15 protein-coding genes are annotated in these 18,986 nt (G+C 59.1%); 4 read left to right on the top strand and 11 right to left on the bottom strand.

All coding sequences use genetic code 11. The features are described 5' to 3' along the window. Nucleotides 1-138: 138 nt before the first annotated feature. From lpdA to sdhC, 7 genes are all read right to left on the bottom strand, one after another. Complete coding sequence (gene lpdA / locus AC1Q6I_RS20825; protein WP_024074305.1) at nucleotides 139-1,575, bottom strand: dihydrolipoyl dehydrogenase; 1,437 nt, start codon at nucleotides 1,573-1,575, stop codon at nucleotides 139-141. 101 nt (nucleotides 1,576-1,676) lie between these two features. Then, nucleotides 1,677-2,900: a 2-oxoglutarate dehydrogenase complex dihydrolipoyllysine-residue succinyltransferase gene (gene odhB, locus AC1Q6I_RS20830; RefSeq protein ID WP_024074304.1), complete on the bottom strand. Its 1,224-nt coding sequence runs from the start codon at nucleotides 2,898-2,900 to the stop codon at nucleotides 1,677-1,679. A 44-nt stretch (nucleotides 2,901-2,944) separates the two neighbouring features. Further along, entirely contained in the window at nucleotides 2,945-5,776 is a 2,832-nt protein-coding gene (locus AC1Q6I_RS20835; protein ID WP_024074303.1) for a 2-oxoglutarate dehydrogenase E1 component, read from the bottom strand. Nucleotides 5,777-6,037: 261 nt separating this feature from the next. Next, a complete protein-coding gene (locus tag AC1Q6I_RS20840; protein WP_024074302.1) occupies nucleotides 6,038-6,742 on the bottom strand; it encodes a succinate dehydrogenase iron-sulfur subunit in 705 nt (234 codons plus the stop codon). An 11-nt stretch (nucleotides 6,743-6,753) separates the two neighbouring features. After that, on the bottom strand, nucleotides 6,754-8,526 hold the full coding sequence (sdhA, locus tag AC1Q6I_RS20845) for a succinate dehydrogenase flavoprotein subunit (RefSeq protein ID WP_024074301.1): 1,773 nt from the start codon (nucleotides 8,524-8,526) through the stop codon (nucleotides 6,754-6,756). A gap of 3 nt (nucleotides 8,527-8,529) precedes the next feature. Then, on the bottom strand, nucleotides 8,530-8,898 hold the full coding sequence (gene sdhD, locus AC1Q6I_RS20850; protein ID WP_024074300.1) for a succinate dehydrogenase, hydrophobic membrane anchor protein: 369 nt from the start codon (nucleotides 8,896-8,898) through the stop codon (nucleotides 8,530-8,532). Further along, a complete protein-coding gene (gene sdhC / locus AC1Q6I_RS20855; protein WP_172831341.1) occupies nucleotides 8,892-9,302 on the bottom strand; it encodes a succinate dehydrogenase, cytochrome b556 subunit in 411 nt (136 codons plus the stop codon). The genes sdhD and sdhC overlap by 7 nt, the downstream gene beginning before the upstream one ends. A 332-nt stretch (nucleotides 9,303-9,634) precedes the next feature. Between sdhC and gltA the strand changes: the two genes are divergently transcribed. Then, nucleotides 9,635-10,924, top strand: coding sequence for a citrate synthase (gene gltA, locus AC1Q6I_RS20860; protein WP_003222994.1), 1,290 nt, complete (start codon nucleotides 9,635-9,637; stop codon nucleotides 10,922-10,924). Nucleotides 10,925-11,269: 345 nt separating this feature from the next. Here the strand turns inward: gltA and AC1Q6I_RS20865 are convergent, their stop codons facing one another. The 3 genes from AC1Q6I_RS20865 to AC1Q6I_RS20875 all read right to left on the bottom strand — a co-directional run bounded on the left by AC1Q6I_RS20865 (nucleotide 11,270) and on the right by AC1Q6I_RS20875 (nucleotide 14,343). After that, nucleotides 11,270-12,928, bottom strand: coding sequence for a cation acetate symporter (locus AC1Q6I_RS20865; protein ID WP_024074298.1), 1,659 nt, complete (start codon nucleotides 12,926-12,928; stop codon nucleotides 11,270-11,272). Beyond that, nucleotides 12,925-13,236 (bottom strand): DUF485 domain-containing protein, encoded by a 312-nt coding sequence (locus AC1Q6I_RS20870; protein ID WP_024074297.1) that lies wholly within the window; start codon nucleotides 13,234-13,236, stop codon nucleotides 12,925-12,927. The genes AC1Q6I_RS20865 and AC1Q6I_RS20870 overlap by 4 nt, the downstream gene beginning before the upstream one ends. A gap of 255 nt (nucleotides 13,237-13,491) precedes the next feature. Next, nucleotides 13,492-14,343, bottom strand: a complete 852-nt coding sequence (locus AC1Q6I_RS20875; RefSeq protein WP_024074296.1) for a glycine betaine ABC transporter substrate-binding protein — start codon at nucleotides 14,341-14,343, stop codon at nucleotides 13,492-13,494. Nucleotides 14,344-14,675: 332 nt separating this feature from the next. On the opposite strand from AC1Q6I_RS20875, the gene AC1Q6I_RS20880 reads away from it, so the two are divergent. Beyond that, a complete protein-coding gene (locus AC1Q6I_RS20880; protein ID WP_024074295.1) occupies nucleotides 14,676-16,229 on the top strand; it encodes a glycoside hydrolase family 17 protein in 1,554 nt (517 codons plus the stop codon). Between the two features lie 66 nt (nucleotides 16,230-16,295). On the opposite strand, the gene AC1Q6I_RS20885 is transcribed toward AC1Q6I_RS20880, so the two are convergent. Continuing rightward, nucleotides 16,296-16,664, bottom strand: a complete 369-nt coding sequence (locus AC1Q6I_RS20885; RefSeq protein WP_024074294.1) for a hypothetical protein — start codon at nucleotides 16,662-16,664, stop codon at nucleotides 16,296-16,298. 236 nt (nucleotides 16,665-16,900) lie between these two features. On the opposite strand from AC1Q6I_RS20885, the gene AC1Q6I_RS20890 reads away from it, so the two are divergent. Next, nucleotides 16,901-18,199 (top strand): serine protein kinase PrkA, encoded by a 1,299-nt coding sequence (locus tag AC1Q6I_RS20890; RefSeq protein ID WP_024074293.1) that lies wholly within the window; start codon nucleotides 16,901-16,903, stop codon nucleotides 18,197-18,199. After that, complete coding sequence (locus tag AC1Q6I_RS20895; protein ID WP_024074292.1) at nucleotides 18,192-18,980, top strand: MlaA family lipoprotein; 789 nt, start codon at nucleotides 18,192-18,194, stop codon at nucleotides 18,978-18,980. The genes AC1Q6I_RS20890 and AC1Q6I_RS20895 overlap by 8 nt, the downstream gene beginning before the upstream one ends. Nucleotides 18,981-18,986 lie beyond the last annotated feature (6 nt).

Genomic DNA, 18,986 nt, shown 5'->3' on the forward strand with positions numbered 1-18,986 from the left:
CCTGTGACTGCTGCTTACGCAACTTGCCGGACTTGGGCCCGGTCAAGCTGCGCAAGACTGCGTCCAGCGGATATTCCGCGGTGAGTCTTGCGCGCAAGGCTCACGACGGGCAACCGCCGTGGTTTCTTATTATCTCGTTCAGCGCTTCTTCTTGTTGGCGATGTGGATGGCATGGCCATTCACTGCCAGCGCGGCTTCGTGCAACGCTTCGGACAGGGTCGGATGGGAGAAGACCATCATGCCGATGTCCTCGGCACTGGTGCCGAATTCCATACCGATTGCGCCCTGCTGAACCAGCTCTGCTGCGCCTGGGCCAATCACGTGGACGCCCAATACGCGGTCAGTCTTGGCATCAGCGATGACTTTGACAAAACCACCGGTGTCGTTGGCTGCCATGGCACGGCCAGAAGCGGCAAACGGGAAGGTGCCGACGTTAACTTCAACGCCTTCAGCTTTCAACTGCTGTTCGTTCTTGCCGACCCATGCAATTTCCGGGTGGGTGTAGATAACCGATGGGATCAGGTCGTAGTTCATCTGGGTTTTATGGCCCTTGATGCGCTCGACAACCATGATGCCTTCTTCGGAAGCCTTGTGCGCGAGCATCATGCCGCGAACCACGTCGCCAATGGCGTAGACGCCAGGAACGGTGGTAGCGCAGTGATCGTCAACGTGGATGAAGCCACGCTCGTCGATGTTCACGCCGCTGTCGGAAGCCAGCAGGTCGGTGGTCACTGGACGGCGACCCACGGCGACGATCAGCTTGTCGAACGTGATGGTCTGTTCGCCATCCTTGTCGGTGTAGGTCACAACGACTTCTTCGCCGTTAACCTTCGAGCCGGTCACGCGAGCGCCCAGCTTGATGTCCAGACCTTGCTTGGTCAGGGTTTTCAGCGCTTCCTTGGACACCGCGGTGTCGGCGGCCAGCAGGAACGTGTCCAGGGCTTCGAGCACGGTGACCTGGGAACCCAGGCGGGACCAGACGGAACCCAGCTCCAGGCCGATCACGCCAGCGCCGATCACGCCCAGGCGCTTAGGCACGGCTTGGAATTCCAGGGCGCCAGTCGAATCAACGATGACTTTCTGGTCAACAGGTGCCGGTGGAATGTCGATTGGACGCGAACCTGGCGCCAGGATCACGTTCTCGGCTTCGATGATTTCTACCGAACCATCTGGCTTGGTGATTTCAACTTTCTTGCCGGCCAGCAGTTTGCCGTGGCCTTGCAGGGAAGTGACGCCGTTGGCCTTGAACAGGGTCGCAACGCCAGAGGTCAGGCCTTTGACGATGTTGGCTTTACGGCCGACCATCGCGGGTACGTCCATGGTCACGCCAGCGTGGTTGATGCCGTGGATGGCAAAACCGCTTTGCGCTTCGTGGAATTTCCAGGAGCTGTCCAGCAGCGCCTTGGAAGGAATGCAACCAACGTTCAGGCAGGTACCGCCCAATGCCAGTTTGCCTTCCTTGTCGGTGTATTTTTCGATGCAAGCAGTCGAGAGGCCCAATTGTGCGGCCTTGATGGCGGCAACATAGCCGCCAGGGCCTGCACCAATCACTACAACGTCAAATTTCTGCGACATGAAAATAGTTCCTCTATTTAGCAGCAAGCTTTCAAGCCGCAAGCCCCAAGCCCGGCTGCCTTCTCCGGCAGCCTGTCACTCGAGGCCTGCAGCTGCTTCTATCAGATATCCAGCAGCAGACGAGCCGGGTCTTCCAGCAGGTTCTTGATGGTCACCAGGAAAGTCACGGCTTCTTTACCATCGATCAGGCGGTGATCGTACGACAGCGCCAGGTACATCATTGGGCGGATCACGACTTGGCCGTTGATGGCCATCGGACGCTGGATGATGTTGTGCATGCCCAGGATTGCGGCTTGTGGCGGGTTGACGATCGGTGTCGACATCATCGAACCGAAGGTACCACCGTTGGTGATGGTGAAGGTACCACCGGTCATCTCGTCGATGGTCAGCTTGCCGTCACGGGCCTTCTTGCCGAAGCCGGCGATGCCGCCTTCGATTTCAGCCAGGCTCATCAGCTCGGCGTTACGCAGAACCGGAACCACCAGGCCACGGTCGCTGGACACGGCAACGCCGATGTCTGCATAGCCGTGGTAGACGATGTCGCTGCCGTCGATGGAAGCGTTGACTGCCGGGAAGCGCTTCAGCGCTTCGGTGGCCGCTTTCACGAAGAACGACATGAAGCCCAGGCGCACGCCGTTGTGGGACTTCTCGAACAGGTCCTTGTACTTCGAACGCAGGGCCATGACTTCGGTCATGTCGACTTCGTTGAACGTGGTCAGCATCGCCATGTTCGACTGGGCTTCAACCAGGCGCTTGGCCACGGTGGCACGCACGCGGGTCATCGGTACGCGCTTCTCGGTGCGGTCGCCGGCAGCGAACACAGGCGCAGCGGCGGCTGGGGCAGCAGCCTTGGCAGGCGCGGCAGCCGGAGCGTTTTTCTTGGCTTCAACTGCAGCAACCACGTCTTCCTTGGTCACACGGCCGTCTTTGCCAGTGCCTTTGATGGAAGCCAGGTTGATGCCGTTTTCTTCCGCCAGCTGACGCGCAGCCGGGGCAGCGATTGGGTCTTCACCACCAGCAGCCGGTGCGGCAGCTGGAGCCGAAGCAGCGACAGCCGGTGCAGCGGCGGCTGGAGCGGCGGCGGCACTGCCCTCTTCGATCGAGCCCAGGACCTGGTTGGACAGGACGGTGTCGCCCTCGTTGGCAACGATTGCGCCCAGGACGCCGTCGGCTTCGGCCAACACTTCCAGTACGACTTTGTCAGTCTCGATGTCGACGATCAGGTCGTCACGCTTGACGGCCTCGCCCGGTTTCTTGTGCCAGGTGGCAACGGTGCCATCGGCAACCGATTCCGGGAATGACGGGGCTTTGATTTCGATAGCCATTATCTGTGGGTCCTTAAAATTCGGTTTCAGTCAGCGCGAAGGCGTTAAACAGTGAAAGCATCTTGCAGCAGTTTTTCCTGCTGCTCGGCGTGCATCGACGCATAACCACAAGCAGGTGCAGCAGAAGCATCACGACCGGCATACTCCAGGCCCAGGGCCTTGTTGTGGTTACCGATGCTGCGACGCAGGTGATGCTGGCTGCTGTACCACGCGCCCTGGTTCATCGGTTCTTCCTGACACCACACGACATTCGTGAGGTTGGTGTAAGGCGCGATGATCTCCATCAGGTCATCTTCCGGGAACGGGTAAAGCTGCTCGATACGCACGATGGCGATGTCTTCGCGGCCTTCGGCACGGCGTTTTTCCAGCAGATCGTAGTAGACCTTGCCACTGCACAGGATCAGGCGAGTGACCTTGGCGGCGTCCAGCGTATCGATTTCTGGAATCACGGTCTGGAACGAACCATCCGCCAGATCTTCCAGGGTCGAGATGGCCAATTTGTGACGCAGCAGCGATTTCGGGGTCAGCACTACCAGCGGCTTGCGCAGCGGGCGGATCACCTGGCGACGCAGCAAGTGGTAGATCTGCGCCGGGGTGGTCGGCACGCACACCTGGATGTTGTGCTCGGCGCACAGCTGCAGGTAACGCTCCAGACGGGCCGAGGAGTGCTCCGGGCCCTGACCTTCATAACCGTGTGGCAGCAGCATGGTCAGACCGCACAGACGGCCCCACTTGTGCTCACCGCTGGTGATGAACTGGTCGATCACCACCTGTGCGCCGTTGGCGAAGTCGCCGAACTGGGCTTCCCAGATCACCAGCGCGTTAGGCGTAGTGGTCGAGTAACCGTATTCGAACGCCAGTACGGCTTCTTCGGACAGGAACGAATCGTACAGGTCGAAACGTGGCTGGCCTTCGTACAGGTTCTGCAACGGGATGTAGGTGCCCGCGTCTTTCTGGTTGTGCAATACCGCGTGACGGTGCGAGAACGTACCACGGCCGATGTCCTGGCCGGTCATGCGGATCGGGTGACCTTCGAACGCCAGGGTCGCGTACGCCATGGTTTCGGCATAACCCCAGTTGATCGGCAGGCCGCCGGCTTGCATCTTCTGACGGTCTTCGTAGATCTTCGCAACCTGGCGCTGTACCACGAAGCCATCCGGGATTTCCAGCAGCTTGGCGGACAGTTCCTGCAGGGTCTTCAGATCGAACGAGGTGTCGTGACGCGCCGTCCAGGTGTGACCCAGGTACGGACGCCAATCAACGAACAACTCTTTGTTCGGCTCTTTGACCAGGCTTTTTACTACATGCAGACCATTGTCCAGCGCGTTGCGGTATTCATCGATCTTCGCCTGAACACGCGCATCATCAACGATACCGGCCTTGATCAGGCTTTCGGCATACAGCTCACGGGTGGTGCGCTGCTTGGTGATCTGCTGGTACATCAACGGCTGGGTGCCGCTTGGTTCATCGGCTTCGTTGTGACCGCGACGGCGGTAGCAAACCAGGTCGATCACCACGTCACGCTTGAACTGCATGCGGTAGTCGACAGCCAGTTGGGTCACGAACAGCACGGCTTCCGGATCATCACCATTCACATGGAGGATCGGCGCCTGGATCATCTTGGCAACGTCGGTGGCGTACTCGGTGGAACGCGCGTCCAACGGGTTGCTGATGGTGAAGCCCACCTGGTTGTTGATGACGATGTGAACGGTGCCGCCGGTCTTGAAGCCGCGAGTCTGCGACATCTGGAAGGTTTCCAGGACCACGCCTTGACCGGCGAATGCCGCGTCACCGTGGATGGAAATCGGCAGGACCTTTTCACCGGTGGAATCGTTACGACGATCCTGGCGAGCACGGACCGAACCCTCGACCACTGGAGAAACGATTTCCAGGTGGGATGGGTTGAAGGCCATGGCCAGGTGAACTTCACCACCGGTGGTCATCACGTTGGACGAGAAGCCCTGGTGGTATTTAACGTCACCGGAACCCAGCTCGACCTTCTTCTTGCCTTCGAACTCGTCGAACAGCTCGCGCGGGTTCTTGCCAAAGGTGTTGACCAGCACGTTCAAGCGGCCACGGTGGGCCATGCCGATCACGATTTCCTTGGTGCCGTAGGAACCGGAACGCTGGATCAGCTCATCGAGCATCGGAATCAGGCTCTCGCCGCCTTCCAGGCCGAAACGCTTGGTGCCCGGGTATTTGGTGCCCAGGTATTTCTCGAGACCTTCGGCTGCGGTCACACGCTCAAGCAAGTGGCTGCGCACATCGGCGGACAACACCGGACGGCCACGCACGCCTTCGAGACGGTGCTGGAACCAGTGGCGCTGTTCGGAATCGGTGATGTGCGTAAACTCAGCGCCGATGGTGCGGCAATATGTCTGCTGCAACGCTTCGTGAATTTCGCGTAGGCTCGCTTCCTCTTTGCCGATGAACAGGTCGCCGGCACGGAAGGTCGTATCAAGATCGGCATTGGTCAAGCCGTAATGATTGATCGACAGGTCTGCAGGTGCAGGACGCTTCCAGAGCCCCAGCGGGTCGAGCTGGGCCGCCTGGTGGCCACGCATACGGTAGGCCTGGATCAGTCGCAGTACTTCAACTTGCTTCTTCTCGTGCTCACTGCTCACGCTTGCGGCGGAAACCGGCTGGGCGCGGCGCTGGTTCTTTGCCAGCAGCACGAACTGATCGCGAATTGTTGCGTGCGATACATCGGTGGCAGCGTTGCCGTCTGAAGACAACGTCTGAAATTTGGTGCGCCATTCTTCTGGCACAGCGTTAGGGTCGTGCAGGTAGAGCTCATAAAGCTCTTCCACATAGGCAGCGTTACCACCTGAAAGATAGCCGCTGTTCCACATGCGCTGCATCACGCTTTCTTGCATGCTTGGTCACCCTCGATTTGGGGACACCACCGGCGAAAACACCGAGTTTGCTTGCAAAAGGCCAAGTGCAGCGACCAAAACAAGCCACTTAGGATCACGCTGATAGTTCGGGTACCAACCCGAATGCCCCTGCTTGTCTCATTTCTTCAAAATAAGAGCCGCGGCTTTGTAAGTCGCTGCTCAAGTTAAAACTACGGCGCCGGTTGAAGCCTGCGCCGCAGCATTTACGGGCACAACGGTCCTGCTTTGCTACAACGTCAGTTACACGCCGCTTTGCAGCAACATGTTACGGATGTGACCAATGGCTTTAGTCGGGTTCAAGCCTTTGGGACATACGTTGACGCAGTTCATGATCCCGCGGCAGCGGAATACGCTGAACGGGTCATCCAGTGAAGCCAGACGCTCGGCAGTCTTGGTGTCACGGCTGTCTGCCAGGAAGCGGTACGCTTGCAGCAGAGCGGCTGGGCCCAGGAACTTGTCCGGGTTCCACCAGAAGGATGGGCACGACGTCGAGCAGCAAGCGCACAGGATGCACTCGTACAGGCCATCGAGCTTTTCACGCTCTTCCGGGGACTGCAGACGTTCGATGGCCGGAGCCGGCGTGTCGTTCTGCAGGAATGGCTTAACTTTCTCGTATTGCTTGTAGAAGATGCTCATATCGACGACCAGGTCACGGATAACCGGCAAACCTGGCAGTGGACGAACGATCAGCTTGTTGCCTTTAACAACGGCGGACAGCGGCGTGATGCACGCCAGGCCGTTCTTGCCGTTGATGTTCATGCCGTCGGACCCGCACACACCTTCACGGCAAGAGCGACGATAGGAGAAACCTTCGTCCTGCTCTTTGATCAGGGCCAATACATCCAGCACCATCAGGTCTTTACCACCGGTATCGACCTGGAACTCCTGCATGAACGGCGCAGCGTCCTGATCAGGGTTGTAGCGATAAACACTGACTTTCAACATGGCAGCCACCCTTAGTAAGTCCGAATCTTCGGTTCAAACGTCGGAACCGTCTTCGGCGAGAAGTTCACGGCACGCTTGGCAACGCGCTTTTCACCCGGGAAGTACAGGGTGTGGCACAGCCAGTTCTCGTCGTCGCGATCTTCATAGTCTTCACGAGCGTGAGCACCACGGGATTCCTTACGAACCTCAGCGGCAATCGCAGTCGCTTCGGCCACTTCCAGCAGGTTTTGCAGCTCAAGGGCTTCGATACGAGCGGTGTTGAACGCCTGGCTCTTATCGTTGATCTTGACGTTGGCGATACGCTTGCGCAGGTCAGCCAGCTGGGCAATACCCTTCTGCATGTATTCGCCAGTACGGAATACACCGAAGTAGTTCTGCATGCAGCTTTGCAGCTCGCGACGCAGGGTAGCCACGTCCTCGCCATCAGTACGCTCGTTCAGAGCGGTCAGACGTGCCAGGGCCGCTTCGATGTTGGCGTCGGTAGCGTCATCGTATTCGATGCCGTCGGTCAGCGCCTTTTCCAGGTGCAGGCCAGCAGCACGACCGAATACCACCAGGTCAAGCAGCGAGTTGCCGCCCAGGCGGTTGGCGCCGTGAACCGATACGCAAGCCACTTCGCCCACGGCGAACAGACCATGGATGATCTCGTCCACACCGTCTGCGTTCTGGGTGATCGCCTGGCCATGAATGTTGGTCGGAACACCGCCCATCATATAGTGGCAAGTCGGAACGACCGGAACCGGGGCAACGACCGGGTCAACGTGCGCGAAGGTCTTGGACAGCTCGCAAATACCGGGCAGGCGGCTGTGCAGCACTTCTTCGCCAAGGTGATCGAGCTTGAGCAGCACGTGGTCGCCATTCGGGCCACAGCCGTTACCGGCAATGATTTCCTTGACCATCGAACGGGCTACAACGTCACGACCGGCAAGGTCTTTCGCGTTCGGAGCATAGCGCTCCATGAAACGCTCGCCGTTCTTGTTGATCAGGTAGCCACCTTCACCACGGCAACCTTCGGTAACCAGTACACCAGCGCCGGCAATACCGGTCGGGTGGAACTGCCACATTTCGATGTCCTGTACCGGCACGCCGGCACGCAGTGCCATGCCGACGCCGTCACCGGTGTTGATCAGGGCATTGGTAGTCGAAGCGTAGATACGACCTGCACCACCGGTCGCCAGAACAGTCGCCTTGGCGCGGATATAGGTGGTTTCACCGGTTTCGATGCAGATGGCGATCACGCCGACGAATGCGCCGTCCTGGTTTTTCACCAGGTCAACCGCGTAGTACTCGTTCAGGAACGTGGTGCCGGCTTTCAGGTTGCCCTGATAAAGGGTGTGCAGCAACGCGTGACCGGTACGGTCGGAGGCGGCGCATGTACGGGCAGCCTGGCCGCCTTTACCGTAATCCTTCGACTGGCCGCCGAATGGACGCTGGTAGATACGGCCCTGCTCGGTACGGGAGAACGGCAGGCCCATGTGGTCCAGCTCGAACACCGCGGCCGGGCCTTCCTGACACATGTATTCGATAGCGTCCTGGTCACCGATGTAGTCGGAACCCTTGACGGTATCGTACATGTGCCAGCGCCAGTCATCGTTCGGGTCGGCAGACGCGATGGCGCAGGTGATGCCACCCTGGGCCGATACGGTATGGGAACGCGTCGGGAACACCTTGGTGATCACGGCAGTCTTGTGACCACCCTGAGCCAGCTGCAGCGCTGCGCGCATGCCAGCACCGCCACCACCAATAATGATGGCGTCGAAGGAAATAGTTGGAATGTTAGCCATGGATCAGATACCCCAAAGAATCTGCACACCCCAGACGAAGTAAGCGAACATCGCGACGCCGCATACTGCCTGGAAGAGAAACCGTACTGCGGTCGCGGGCTTGCCCAGCGCCATCGGCGTCAGGTAGTCGGTCGCGATGGTCCACATGCCGACCCAGGCGTGAGCGCCCAGGGCTACAAGGGCCAGCAGACTGAAGATTCGCATCGCATTGTGGGAAAACAACCCGTGCCATTGCTCATAGCCAATGCCCGGGTTTGCGACGAGGTATCCGATCAGGAAAATGAAATAAGCCGCGAGAACGACCGCAGACACACGCTGTGCCATCCAGTCATAGAGGCCCGAACGCGACAGATTCGTTACGCTGGTTACCATATCCAAACTCCTGCCAGAACGATCAGCACCACGGAAATGGCGATGACGATTTTCGAGCCGCGGCGGCCGCCTTCCAGCGTCTCACCGATGCCCATATCCATAATCAAGTGGCGCACGCCGGCTACCAGGTGATAAAGCAGAGCGGACAGGAGGCCCCATGCTACGAACTTGGCCAGCGGGCTGGTCAAGCATGCCTTCACCTCGGCATAACCTTCCTCGGAACCCAGGGATTTGCTCAATGCATAAAGCATGATGCCCAGGCCCAGGAACAGGATGATGCCGGAAACACGGTGCAGGAACGACGTAACGCCGGTGATGGGGAGTTTGATGGTCCTTAGGTCAAGGTTTACAGGTCGTTGGCTATTCTTCACGGCTTTTTTTTCACACTGAAGAGCCCCTAACAATCAGGGCAAAGTTGTAGGGGAGTGCACTGGTCAGGTAAGCACCACCCAGGGAGTGCGACCCCCAATGAAAGCAAGCCCAAAAGCCCTTGGCGGTCGGTGGCCGAGTATAGACAGTTAGGTTACTAATGACAACGCGCGCACCTCACCCTAATAGCGGATTGCGCTGGAGGGATAAAAGGCGTAAATGGCAGTCAATTTCGAGGAAAAAGTACGGTTAAAGCCTTCTGGAGCAAGACTTTAGGCAAATTGACATCTGAATTTATCTCACTATAGTGGTGCGGGCCCTGCGTGGGGGGTCTGTCTGATGATTTGAAGCATAAATAGGAGGCCACATGGCTGACAAAAAAGCGCAGTTGATCATCGAGGGCGCAGCCCCCGTCGAGCTGCCCATTTTAACCGGCACCGTTGGTCCCGATGTTATCGACGTACGGGGCCTGACGGCCACGGGCCGTTTCACTTTCGACCCAGGCTTCATGTCGACCGCCTCTTGCGAGTCGAAGATCACCTATATCGATGGCGATAATGGCATTTTGCTGCACCGGGGCTACCCGATCGAGCAACTGGCTGAAAAATCGGACTACCTGGAAACCTGCTACCTGCTGCTAAATGGCGAACTGCCAACAGCCGAGCAAAAAGCCCAGTTCGTCAGCACCGTCAAGAACCACACCATGGTTCACGAGCAGTTGAAGACCTTCTTCAACGGCTTCCGCCGCGACGCCCACCCGATGGCCGTCATGTGCGGTGTGGTTGGCGCCCTGTCTGCCTTCTATCACGACTCCCTCGACATCAATAACCCGCAGCATCGCGAAATTTCCGCGATCCGCCTGGTTGCCAAGATGCCGACCCTGGCCGCAATGGTTTACAAGTACTCCATGGGGCAACCCATGATGTACCCGCGCAACGACCTGACGTACGCGGAAAACTTCCTGCACATGATGTTCAACACCCCGTGCGAGATCAAACCGATCAGCCCGGTACTCGCCAAGGCAATGGACCGGATCTTCATCCTCCACGCCGACCACGAGCAGAACGCCTCCACCTCTACCGTGCGCCTGGCAGGCTCTTCGGGTGCCAACCCGTTCGCCTGTATTGCCGCCGGTATCGCCGCACTGTGGGGCCCTGCCCACGGCGGTGCAAACGAAGCCGTACTGACCATGCTCGATGAAATCGGCGATGTCTCGAACATCGACAAGTTCATCGCCAAGGCCAAGGACAAGAACGATCCGTTCAAGTTGATGGGCTTCGGTCACCGGGTCTACAAGAACCGCGACCCACGCGCCACCGTCATGAAGCAGACCTGCGACGAAGTGCTGAAGGAACTGGGCATCAACAACGATCCGCAACTCGAACTGGCCATGCGCCTGGAAGAGATCGCCCTGACCGACCCGTACTTCATCGAACGCTCGCTGTACCCGAACGTCGACTTCTACTCGGGGATCATCCTCAAGGCGATCGGCATTCCAACCAGCATGTTCACCGTGATCTTCGCCCTGGCGCGGACCGTGGGCTGGATCTCCCACTGGAAAGAAATGCTCTCCAGCCCGTACAAGATTGGCCGCCCGCGCCAGCTGTACACCGGCTACGAGTCGCGTGACATCACCAAGCTGGAAGATCGCAAGTAAGCATCGCTTAGTTGCACCGAAAACGGCCTCCCTCAGTGGAGGCCGTTTTTGTTTGTGTCGCCTGGTCTACCGCCATAGGGGGCTTGCCCTAATGCCATTCAGTTAAGGCTTTTTTGTAGGAGCGAGCTTGCTCGCGAAGAACTTACAGGCGCCGCGTTCATTCAGGAAACACGCGTTATCGTTGACGTTTTTCGCGAGCAAGCTCGCTCCTACAGAAGGCGATGTACGCTTAACTGAATGGCATTAGGGCTTGCCCCCGATGACATTGGTACAGACAACCCGGAACCCCAGACAAAAAAATGCCCCGGCCTTTCGACCGGGGCATTTCCTTATCCAGCTACTACCTTAGTGAGAAACCGCCCCACTCGCCCCCAGGCCAGTCTGCGAACGCACAAACTGCGGGAAGTACAGCGCACGTTCCTTGACTGCCGCCGCCGACTTGTCGGTGATGGAGAAGAACCAGATACCGATGAACGCAATGATCATCGAGAACAACGCCGGATATTCGTACGGGAAGATCGCTTTCTCATGGTGCAGGATCGAGACCCAAATGGTTGGCCCCAGGATCATCAGGCCCACCGCGCTGACCAGACCCAACCAGCCGCCGATCATCGCGCCACGGGTGGTGAGATTCTTCCAGTACATGGAAAGCAGCAACACCGGGAAGTTACAGCTGGCGGCGATGGAGAACGCCAGGCCGACCATGAACGCAATGTTCTGGCTTTCGAACAGGATACCCAGGCCGATAGCCAGCACCGCCAGGGCGATGGTGGTGATCTTCGAGACACGGATCTCGTCCTTCTCGTTGACCCTGCCCTTCCTGATCACGCTGGCGTACAGGTCATGGGACACCGCCGAGGCACCCGCGAGGGTCAAGCCGGCTACCACTGCCAGGATGGTGGCAAACGCCACGGCCGAGATGAAGCCCAGGAAGATACTGCCGCCCACCGCATTGGCCAGGTGCACCGCCGCCATGTTGTTACCGCCCAGCAAGGCACCTGCCGCATCCTTGAACGCCGGGTTGGTACTGACCAGCAGGATCGCGCCGAAGCCGATGATGAAGGTCAGGATGTAGAAGTAGCCGATAAAGCCAGTGGCATACAGCACGCTCTTACGCGCTTCCTTGGCATCGCTCACCGTGAAGAAGCGCATCAGGATGTGCGGCAGGCCGGCGGTACCGAACATCAGCGCCAGGCCCAGGGACAATGCCGAGATCGGGTCTTTCACCAAACCGCCGGGGCTCATGATCGCCTCACCTTTAGGGTGAACCTTGATCGCCTCGGAAAACAGCATGTTGAAGTCGAAGTTGACGTGCTTCATCACCATCAGCGCCATGAACGAGGCACCGGACAACAGCAGCACGGCCTTGATGATCTGCACCCAGGTGGTTGCCAGCATGCCGCCGAACAGCACGTACATGCACATCAGGATACCCACCAGGATCACCGCCACATGGTAATCCAGGCCGAACAGCAGTTGGATCAGCTTGCCCGCGCCAACCATCTGCGCAATCAGGTAGAACGCAACCACCACCAGCGAGCCACACGCCGACAGGCTGCGGATCTGGGTTTGCCCGAGGCGGTAGGACGCCACGTCGGCAAACGTGTATTTGCCCAGGTTACGCAGGCGCTCGGCGATCAGGAACAAAATGATCGGCCAGCCCACCAGGAAGCCGATCGAGTAGATCAGGCCATCGTAGCCAGAGGTATAGACCAGTGCGGAAATCCCCAGGAAGGACGCGGCCGACATATAGTCGCCGGCAATCGCCAGGCCGTTCTGGAAACCGGTGATCTTGCCGCCGGCCGCGTAGTAGTCGGCCGCCGACTTGTTGCGCTTGGATGCCCAATAGGTAATGCACAATGTCGCGCCGACAAAGGCCACGAACATCAGGATCGCTGGAATATTCAGCGGTTGTTTGTGCACTTCACCGGTCAATGCATCCGCCGCCCAGACAGCGGGCGCGAAGACCGAAGCGCCGAATACAGCCAATAGACGACGGATCATTGCGCAGCCTCCTTGAGAATCGCATTGTTCAGGTCGTCGAATTCGCCGTTGGCGCGTCGCACGTAGATGCCGGTGAGCACAAAGGCCGAGACAATCAGCCCGACACCGATGGGGATTCCCCAGGTGATGGATGAACCGGGGCTGAGTTTAGCGCCCAGTATTTGCGGCCCGTAGGCGATCAACAGGATGAATCCGGAGTAAAGCCCTAGCATGATCGCCGAGAGAATCCAGGCGAACCTTTCCCTTTTTCTCACCAGCTCCTTGAAGCGCGGGCTGTTTTGAATCGAGAGGTAAATGCTGTCGTTCATTGTTTTTATCCTCGCAGCACAGCTTTTTTATTATTGGAACGTATCCACTGTATGCGGCTGCCGTAGAGGTTCCAGACGACCTTAGTCTTAGATCGAGTGTAGCGAGGGATCGGGAGAATGCAGGAGGATTTGCAAGGGATGAAATTAATGTGGGAGGGGGCTTGCCCCCGATGACAGTGTGTCAGCCAGCACATCGATAGCTGACAGATTGCCATCGGGGGCAAGCCCCCTCCCACAAAGGTATATCAGGGTCTGTTACTTACCGATCCACTCGGCTACACGCTCAGGGTGCTTTGCAACCCAATCCTTGGCCGCTGCATCAGGCTTGGCGCCCTCTTGAATGGCCAGCATGACTTCGCCGATTTCGTCCTTGGAGGCCCACTGGAATTTCTTCAGGAAGGCCGCGACTTCCGGCGCTTTCTTCTCCAGGCCCTTGCTGCCGATGCTGTTGACGGTTTCAGCAGCACCATAAATCCCTTTTGGATCGTCCAGGAAACGCAGTTTCCACTTGGCGAACATCCAGTGTGGCACCCAACCGGTGACCGCGATGGATTCCTGCTTGTCTTCGGCACGGGTCAGTTCGGCGATCATTGCGGCGCCGGAGCTGGCTTGCAGCTTGTAGTCCAGGCCATAAGCCTTGATGGCTTCGTCGGTCTTGAGCATCACGCCTGAACCGGCGTCAATCCCAACGATCTTGTTCTTGAAGGTGGTATCGGTCTTGAGGTCTTCGATGGACTTGGCCTTGACGTACTCCGGCACGATCAGGCCGATCTTCGCATCCTTGAAGTTGGGGCCGTAGTCGACCACTTTGTCCTTGTTCTTGGCCCAGTACTCACCGTGCGTCACGGGCAGCCAGGCGGAGAGCATGGCGTCGAGCTTGCCGGTGGCCACACCCTGCCACATGATCCCGGTGGCGACCGCTTGCAGTTTCACGTCATAACCGAGCTTTTCCTTGATCACCTCTGCCGCCACATGGGTGGTGGCAACGCTGTCGGACCAGCCGTCCACGTAGCCGATGCTCAGGGTCTTGCTGTCGGCGCTGGCCAGTGTGGAGCCCATCGCAACTACCAGAGTGGCAGCTGCGCCCAAGAGTCGTCGCATCTTCATAGTACTTCCCCGAAAGTGCTGCGCCCGACGGATGCCGAGCGACGTCAACCTGTTGTTATGTGGTGCACCGCGCCCCCTTCACGCGCATCGATTCGGCTGTTGCGACATCAGTGGAGTGCTGACACTTCGATCATCAACCTGCGCCAATCTTCGACCTGCTCTGTCCGCGACCTCAGGTAAGCAAGAAACGACATCACATCGCCAGCAAGTCATTTTGTAGGACATAGCGCCACAATCCCGCCCGAACTTTGCATGTCAAAATTATGCTGCTGCACTGGGACGGGCTAAATCCGGGTAAGATGCGCGCCTTTGCCCCCCCAGATAAGCCGACCATGCCCGCCAATGCCCGCTTCCCTGCCCTGCCCTATTGCTTCGCCCTGATCCTTGCCGTGCTTGCCCTTGTCGGCTACTGGTATGGCCTCGGCCGGCCGGTGGTCCTGCCGGACGTCGCCAGCGCCAGCCACAAGCTGCAATGTGCGTCCTACACGCCATTCGACAAGGACCAATCGCCGTTCGACCAGCCGTTCACGCTGCGCCCCGAGCGCATGGACGCCGACCTGGCCCTGCTCGCCACCCGCTTCGAATGCATCCGCACCTATTCCATGACCGGCCTGGAAGCCTTGCCGGACCTGGCGCGCAAGCATGGGTTGAAGTTGATGATCGGCGCCTGGGTCAACAGTAACCCCGTCGACACCGAGAAAGAAGTCGACGCCCTGATCGCCTCGGCCAATGCCAACGCCGACGTGGTGACCTCGGTGATCGTCGGCAACGAAACCCTGCTGCGCAAGGAAGTCACCGCCGCGCAGTTGGTGAAGCTGATCCATAAAGTCAAAAGCCAGATCAAGCAGCCGGTCACCTACGCCGATGTCTGGGAGTTCTGGCTGCAACACCCGGAAATCGCCCCGGCGGTGGATTTCCTGACCATTCACCTGCTGCCGTACTGGGAAGATGACCCGTCGGGCATCGACCAGGCGCTCAAGCATGTAGGGGATGTGCGCCAGACCTTCGGCAATAAGTTCGCCCCCAAGGACGTGATGATCGGCGAGACCGGCTGGCCGAGCGAAGGCCGCCAGCGCGAAACCGCCGTGCCGAGCCGAGTCAATGAAGCCAAGTTCATGCGTGGTTTTGTCGCCATGGCTGAGGCCAACGGCTGGCGCTACAACCTGATCGAAGCCTTCGACCAACCGTGGAAGCGCGCCAGCGAAGGCGCCGTAGGCGGTTACTGGGGCCTGTTCGATGCGGATCGCCAGGACAAGGGCATCCTTGCTGGCCCGGTGACCAATGTGCCGTACTGGCCACTATGGCTGGGCATGGGCGGGCTTATCCTGCTGGGTACCCTGGTGCTCGGTGGCCGCGTCCGCAGCACCCGCGCTGCCTGGTTGTTGCCGCTGCTGGGGGGCGTCGCGGCCTGCTCTATCGGCACCTGGGCCGAACTCACCCGCGTGACCGCACGCTTTAATGATGAGTGGGTATGGGCCGGCTTGCTGGTGGCGCTGAACCTGCTGGTGCTGGCCCATGCCGCCCTGGCCCTGAGCACTCGCCATGGTTGGCGCGCGCGTGCCTTCGACTGGCTGGAGCACCGCGCCGGTTGGCTGGTGGCGACGGCCGGGTTCGCGGGCGCGGTGATGATGCTGGCACTGGTGTTCGACCCACGTTATCGCAGCTTCCCAAGTGCCGCGCTGGTACTGCCCGCCTTGGTCTATCTGGTTCGCCCAGTGACCGGGCCGCGCCGGGAAATTGCCCTGCTGACCTTTATCATCGGTGCCGGCATTGCGCCGCAGCTGTACCGCGAAGGGCTGTTCAACCAGCAGGCATGGGGCTGGGCGCTGGTCAGCGTGTTGATGGTTGTGGCCTTGTGGCGGTGCTTGCGGATGCGCAAGGCTTAAGACCGCCATCGGCTGTCGCCCTCTCCTTACAAATGTGGGAGGGGGCTACGCTTCGGATCAGCCCTATCAGGCGCCCCGCGGCTGCCTGACCAACCGCAACCCCGCAATCACTACCGCAAACACCGCAAACGTGGTGTTGTACAACGCCAGGGCCGGGAACCCGAACACCAGGCCCAACACGGCCAAGCCCCACCCCGCACGACCCGGCACGAAAAACGCCAGCACCGAGGTCACCAACGCAGCCCAGCCCATCACTTTGAAGTGAATCATCAAGCCCAGGTTCGACCGCACCTGGCATTCCCAGCGGCTGGCCTCATCGGCACAGATGCCAACCCACTGGCCATCCTCCATGAAGCCGTAACGTGCGGCATAACTGGCAGCCAGCCATAACGGCAGGGCGATAAGCAGCAGGATCAACGGCAAGCGGCGGGACATGGGGCACTCCGAAAGGCAAAAACGGCGCTCAGCTTAATGCGCCAGCGGCCGTTAGCAAGATACATACACACAATTAGTGTTCACCAATACGTGGCAAAGTGTATCGTCTGCCGACTATTACCCCGATTCCGACGTTTTTTTCCGACTTTTCGTGCCGAAGGCTGGCACTTCGGTGGCAACGCGGTGGTCATAGCCTGCGAACTTCATTCAGCACGTTTCCTCTTAGGGATTAAGTCATGCTCCGTTCCTTGCGCTGTGCTGCCTTGCTGGGCAGCCTATTTTTGAGTGCGTCAGCACTGGCCGTCGACATTGACCAAGCCAGCTATGGCTTCCCTTTGACGAACCCGTTCGAAGCGACCATCGCCACCACCCCGCCTGACCTTCGGCCCAAACTGCCGACCGACGACGAGATCAACCAGTCCGACTACACCCTGAACATGCGCCCCGAGCGCGAATTCAGCCTGCCCGACAATTTCTGGGCGGTGAAGAAACTGACCTACCGAATCGCCAAGCAGGATCGCGCCGCGCCGCTGATCTTCCTGATCGCCGGCACCGGCGCGCGCTTTGACAGCAGCATCAACGAGTACCTGAAAAAGCTGTATTACCAGGCCGGCTACCACGTGGTGCAGTTGTCTTCGCCGACCAGCTTCGACTTCATCGCCTCGGCTTCGCGCTTCGCCACCCCCGGCATCAGCCAGGAAGATGCCGAAGATATGTACCGCGTGATGCAGGCCGTGCGCGCACAGAACGCCTCGCTGCCGGTGACCGACTTCTACCTTACCGGCTACAGCCTTGGCGCCCTGGACGCGGCGTTTGTCAGCAAGCTCGACGAGACCCGTCGCAGCTTCAACTTCAAGAAAGTGCTGCTGCTTAACCCACCGGTCAACCTGTATACCTCCGTCACCAACCTCGACAAGCTGGTACAGACCGAGGTCAAGGGCATCAACAACACCACCACTTTCTATGAGCTGGTGCTGAATAAACTGACCCGCTACTTCCAGCAAAAGGGCTACATCGACCTCAACGATGCCCTACTCTACGACTTCCAGAACTCCAAGCAGCACCTGACCAACGAACAGATGGCCATGCTGATCGGCACCTCGTTTCGCTTCTCGGCGGCCGACATCGCCTTCACCTCGGACCTGATCAACCGCCGCGGCCTGATCATCCCGCCGAAGTACCCGATCACCGAAGGCACCAGCCTCACGCCGTTCCTCAAGCGTGCGCTGCAATGCGACTTCGACTGCTACCTCACTGAGCAGGTAATCCCGATGTGGCGCGCCCGTTCCGATGGCGGCAGTCTGTTGCAACTGGTTGACCAGGTCAGCCTGTACGCCCTCAAGGACTACCTGCACGACAGCCCGAAAATCGCCGTCATGCACAATGCCGACGACGTGATCCTGGGCCCCGGCGACCTCGGTTTCCTACGTAAAACCTTCGGCGATCGCTTGACCGTCTACCCACTGGGCGGCCACTGCGGCAACCTCAATTACCGCGTCAACGCCGACGCCATGCTGGAGTTCTTCCGTGGCTAAATATCTTCTTCTGCTCGCCGCTTTAATGTGCGCAGGCGTGGCCAATGCCGACAACAGCAAGGCCCACACACCCACCGTAGTAGACTCCGACGGTTTCAAGGAACCGCTGACCAAACTCAAGTTCAACCCGGGCCTGGACCAACGCGAGTTCGAGCGTTCGTCGCTCACCGCACTCAACGTGTATGACCCGCTGGAGTCGTGGAACCGCCGCGTTTACCACTTCAACTACCGCTTCGACCAATGGGTGTTCCTGCCGGTGGTCGACGGTTACCGCTACGTCACGCCAAGCTTCCTGCGGACCGGCGTGAGCAACTTCTTCAACAACCTGGGCGACGTCCCCAATCTGTTGAACAGCCTGTTGCAGCTCAAGGGCCATCGCTCCCTGGAAACCACCGGGCGCCTGTTGCTCAACACCACCATCGGCATCGCCGGCCTGTGGGACCCGGCTACCGCCATGGGCCTACCGCGCCAGAGCGAAGACTTCGGCCAGACCCTGGGCTTCTACGGCGTACCCGGCGGCGCCTACCTGGTGCTGCCGATCTTCGGCCCGTCGAACCTGCGCGACACCACCGGCCTGATCGTCGACTACGGTGCCGAAACCGAGATCAACTTCCTGAACGTCTCCGAAGTCAGCTCCAACCACCCGGAAATCTGGGCCCTGCGTGCCGTCGACAAGCGCTACCAGACCAGCTTCCGCTACGGTCAGATGAACTCGCCGTTCGAGTACGAGAAGGTGCGCTACATCTATACCGAATCACGCAAGTTGCAGATTGCCGAGTAAATAACG

The sequence above is a fragment of the Pseudomonas sp. MPR-R2A5 genome (assembly GCF_058793055.1).

Bases quoted from the DNA above. Each gene is read 5' to 3' on its own strand.
- lpdA (WP_024074305.1), bottom strand. From the start codon at position 1,575: ATGTCGCAGAAATTTGACGTTGTAGTGATTGGTGCAGGCCCTGGCGGC.
- odhB (WP_024074304.1), bottom strand. From the start codon at position 2,900: ATGGCTATCGAAATCAAAGCCCCGTCATTCCCGGAATCGGTTGCCGAT.
- AC1Q6I_RS20835 (WP_024074303.1), bottom strand. From the start codon at position 5,776: ATGCAAGAAAGCGTGATGCAGCGCATGTGGAACAGCGGCTATCTTTCA.
- AC1Q6I_RS20840 (WP_024074302.1), bottom strand. From the start codon at position 6,742: ATGTTGAAAGTCAGTGTTTATCGCTACAACCCTGATCAGGACGCTGCG.
- sdhA (WP_024074301.1), bottom strand. From the start codon at position 8,526: ATGGCTAACATTCCAACTATTTCCTTCGACGCCATCATTATTGGTGGT.
- sdhD (WP_024074300.1), bottom strand. From the start codon at position 8,898: ATGGTAACCAGCGTAACGAATCTGTCGCGTTCGGGCCTCTATGACTGG.
- gltA (WP_003222994.1), top strand. From the start codon at position 9,635: ATGGCTGACAAAAAAGCGCAGTTGATCATCGAGGGCGCAGCCCCCGTC.
- AC1Q6I_RS20865 (WP_024074298.1), bottom strand. From the start codon at position 12,928: ATGATCCGTCGTCTATTGGCTGTATTCGGCGCTTCGGTCTTCGCGCCC.
- AC1Q6I_RS20870 (WP_024074297.1), bottom strand. From the start codon at position 13,236: ATGAACGACAGCATTTACCTCTCGATTCAAAACAGCCCGCGCTTCAAG.
- AC1Q6I_RS20875 (WP_024074296.1), bottom strand. From the start codon at position 14,343: ATGAAGATGCGACGACTCTTGGGCGCAGCTGCCACTCTGGTAGTTGCG.
- AC1Q6I_RS20880 (WP_024074295.1), top strand. From the start codon at position 14,676: ATGCCCGCCAATGCCCGCTTCCCTGCCCTGCCCTATTGCTTCGCCCTG.
- AC1Q6I_RS20885 (WP_024074294.1), bottom strand. From the start codon at position 16,664: ATGTCCCGCCGCTTGCCGTTGATCCTGCTGCTTATCGCCCTGCCGTTA.
- AC1Q6I_RS20890 (WP_024074293.1), top strand. From the start codon at position 16,901: ATGCTCCGTTCCTTGCGCTGTGCTGCCTTGCTGGGCAGCCTATTTTTG.